The organism is Citrobacter sp. Cpo037 (genome assembly GCF_030332945.1).
Classification (GTDB): Bacteria; Pseudomonadota; Gammaproteobacteria; order Enterobacterales; family Enterobacteriaceae; genus Citrobacter; species Citrobacter portucalensis.
Map to the genome: position 1 here is coordinate 1 of NZ_JAOWGW010000011.1, position 4004 is coordinate 4004.

The 4004-nt window shown below is 47.4% G+C and carries 2 protein-coding genes; both read right to left on the reverse strand.

Annotated features, from left to right (window positions below; all coding sequences use genetic code 11):
* Nucleotides 1-213 precede the first annotated feature (213 nt).
* The gene (locus OGX94_RS00835; RefSeq protein ID WP_053504456.1) at nucleotides 214-1491 is read right to left on the reverse strand and encodes a DUF2254 domain-containing protein; all 1278 of its coding nucleotides are present in this window, start codon (nucleotides 1489-1491) and stop codon (nucleotides 214-216) included.
* A 63-nt stretch (nucleotides 1492-1554) separates the two neighbouring features.
* Complete coding sequence (locus tag OGX94_RS00840) at nucleotides 1555-3552, reverse strand: BCCT family transporter (RefSeq protein ID WP_008502232.1); 1998 nt, start codon at nucleotides 3550-3552, stop codon at nucleotides 1555-1557.
* Nucleotides 3553-4004: the final 452 nt, after the last annotated feature.

A 4004-nucleotide genomic window follows, 5' to 3' on the forward strand; every position in this document is an offset into this window, starting at 1 on the left:
GCTCATGATGTCCCTCTGGGATGCGCTCCGGATGAATATGATGATCTCATATCAGGAACTTGTTCGCACCTTCCTTAGCTACGTCCGCTTCACGCTGTGAGTTCAATAATTGTGTTGCGTCCATCAGTTGAAATCACAGCTCAAAGTAGACGCTCATTCTCACTGGAATGCTTTGCTTTCACCTTGCCAGAGGACAAATCCTTTGTCCCGCAACTATGGTTTTTTATTAGGATTTTCGCCACTGAATAAATTATAATAAATTGATTTTATAAGATATTCGTCATGGGCTATATGACCAGTACGAGTTGCATGCTCTAATGTTTCAGATGCCAGTATATGTGCGGCTTCAGCAAACATCCCAGGCCAACCCTTACTCAGCATAGACAGTCCTTTAAGGACTCTTATCTGAATCTCCCTCATACTCGCACCATCACGTGCAACAGGTAAGAAAAAGTCTTCCAGTAGGTCTTTGATCTGAAGTGGCGCAACATGTACTGAAGGATATATCACTTCAGTTTCATCTATTTTATTCTGCGCGTAAGCGGAGAGTATTCGAACACCTCTGCCAATGACATCAATCGCAGTACCGGGATCGTTTACTGCGGGCGAAAGGGCCCTGCAGGCTATTTCGGCCATGACGCTGAGACAGAATCGGGGATCCTGAGCAAATGAACGCACATCCGAGACAATGATCGTTTCAAGTAAATCGGTACAGATTGATGACTCCTGACCAGAACTCAGGTACAAAACTGGCATCGATGGATGTATGAAACTGCCTGGCTGCGCCACAAGATATACATGACGAGGATCATTGCTCAGCAGACTGCCGAGCTTGACCATGTCAATATATTCAACATAGCCAATTTTCTCCGGATATACGGCAACAGTTCCTTTTGGTTGTTCATTGTTCTCAAGCCATGGATATCCGCCAAGACATGGACTTTTTGCTCTCGCAATAAATGTCTCGATCGCCGCCTGTTCTACTTTTGCTGTTGTCTCACCTACCCTGCCCAGAGAGGTCAAATGCTGTATCCAGCGAAGCAATGTGATGATTATTAAGGCAATGACAACCAGTGTTACAATGAATAAAATGACTCTACCCCTTTCTCCGTAGGCTCCCATATTGAGGGCAATAATCCCTACCAGGCTGAAGAGAAAAGAACCGATAAAAGTGGCCAGTACATTTTGTGTGGTTACGTCTTCTACAACTAAACGCGTGGCTCTGGGCGTCACATTAGTAGTGGCTGAACCGTAAGCGGTGACCATGATACTCAGTGAAAATGTGGTCACCGCCAGCATACTCGATGCCAGTATGTTCAGAATATTATCAACTGCTTCCGCACCAACCTTCACTGATACTGACTCTGGGATCATTGATCTAAAAAGAATAGATAAAAGGGCCGTTATTATTGCTACCATTGCAAATAACGTTGCCCTGAACCATAGCTTTTTAAGTGTCTGCCTGAGAATCCATTGCCAGCGTAAAATCATTCAGCATATCCTTGTATTAAGTTCGGGAAAATAAATGCCGCCCGGCAGGACGGCATTTTTGTATTAACGAACGAGGTGCAGGAAGTGCAGGTGTTTTTCGTACTGGTCCAGTATGTCATTAATCAGCTGTTCCTGATTCCAGCCCATCACATCATAGTTTTGACCGCCTTCTTTCAGATAGACCTCAGCGCGATAATATCGATGTTGCTCAACCTGCTGCTCGTCATTGTCCATTGCAGCCATGGCGAAAGCCGGTGAGTTATAGCCACGAAGTCTCACTTCATAAATAAAGTTCAGCTCATTGCCCAAATCGACTTCAAGCCGAATTCGTTCGTCATCAGTATCACTTATATGGCTTATCGTTCCCTGTTTATTCAGTTCTTCCTGAACCAGCGTCATGGCGGGCTGGATAACGTCGCCCATAAAGCGTTTCACAAGAGAGCGCTTTGGCAGATAAGCGATATTGCGCAAGCGTCTCTGCCATGGAATCGGGTTACGCGCTGCAGTCGGAGCAATAGTCGCCATGCTCAGGCTTTCACGCTTGGTCAAATCCCGACGCAGGGCTTTTAATAATCCGTATATGGATATCAGTAAAATCACTGAGAAAGGTAATGCGCTCGCTATTGTCACGGTTTGCAGCGCGCTCAGTCCCCCCGCAATCAGCAGTGCGATTGCCACAATCCCTATGAGCGAGGCCCAGAAAATTCGCTGCCATACAGGCGTGTTAGCGACGCCACCCGATGCCAGCGTATCAACAACCATTGCCCCGGAGTCAGCCGAGGTGACAAAGAAGACAATGACCATCGCCATTGCAATAAATGACAGCACGGAAGAAAACGGGAAATGCTCCAGGAAATTAAACAGGGCCAGCGCGACATCCTGCTGAACGGTATTGGCGAGATCAGCCGCCCCCTGGTGCATAATGAGATAGATTGCGCTGTTACCAAACACCGTCATCCACATGAGCGTGAAGCCGGCGGGAACAAACAGCACGCCGGTGACAAACTCGCGAATGGTTCGACCGCGCGAGACTCTTGCGATGAACATCCCCACAAACGGCGACCATGAAAGCCACCATCCCCAGTACAGTAATGTCCAGCCCCCCAGCCAGTTGCTCGACTTAGGTTCATACGCATAAAGGTTAAAAGTTTTACTCACCAGTTCAGAAAGATAACCGCCCGTATTTTCCACAAATGACTTCAGCAGAAGCACGGTTGGTCCCAGACACAGGACCAGCGCCAGCAGCAGCACTGCCAGGCCCAGGTTGAGCTCAGACAGTATACGTATTCCCTTGTCCAGGCCGGACACCACCGAAATCGTCGCTAAACCAGTGATGACAACGATTAGAATCACCTGCACCGTTTCATTAATAGGCACCCCGAAAAGATGATTCAAACCAGCATTCACCTGCAAAACACCGTACCCCAGCGATGTCGCAACGCCAAAGACGGTGCCAATAACGGCGAAAATATCAACCGCATGGCCTACAGGTCCGTATATGCGCTCGCCAATAATGGGATAAAGTGCGGAACGCAGCGTTAAAGGCAGACCGTGACGGTAACTGAAAAAGGCCAGGATCAGTGCCACAATGGCATAGATTGCCCATGCGTGCAGGCCCCAGTGGAAGAACGTCAGGCGCATTGCTTCCTTCGCTGCCGCAACGGTCTCTGGAGTGCCGACAGGAGGTGAAAGATAATGCATCACAGGTTCAGCAACGCCAAAGAACATCAGGCCGATCCCCATCCCTGCCGAGAAAAGCATCGCAAACCAGGAGTGATAGCTAAAATCAGGCTGCGCATGGTCCGGACCCAGTTTGATATCACCGTAGCGTGAGAGTCCCAGGAACGAGACACTCAGTAGAATCAGGGCCACTGCAAGGATGTAGAACCAGCTGGCATTCGTGAAGATTTGTTGCTGAAGTAGTTTAAAATTTTTGTCGGCGACATCCGGGAATACAGCGGCAAAGGCGACAAGAAGGAAAATTAACAAAGCAGATGTAAAGAATACCGCTTTGTTAATCTGGCTTTTAGACTTCTTTTGGATTGTATCATTTTCACTCATAATCATTTATTCCATTAATTAAAATCCGCACTGTATAGAGGGTACTACATCTCAAAGATTAGCAAACTTCAACTTACGATGCGGCGTCAATCGGAATGCAGAGTGCAAGAGTGGCCATACAGATATCCTGTTGATAGTCTGCCAGCCGTCTTCTGGAGCATTTGATTTGCATAAATTGCATCAGATCTGGGGATTCACTTTGATTAGAGCAATATTGAGAATGACTTACTAACGTCTGATGTTGCGTAAAGCGGGCTTTAAGGATGGTCGCAATGTCAGAGGTAAGGACAGACGTTCAGGATGCAAATAATCAGTGCCGGTTCGTCGCTGATTTTCCTTCAGGCTGACTTGTCCAAAACGAGTAACAATCGCCGGTGATGCTGCCAACTTACTGATTTAGTGTATGATGGTGTTTTTGAGGTGCTCCAGTGGCTTCTGTTTCTATCAGCTGT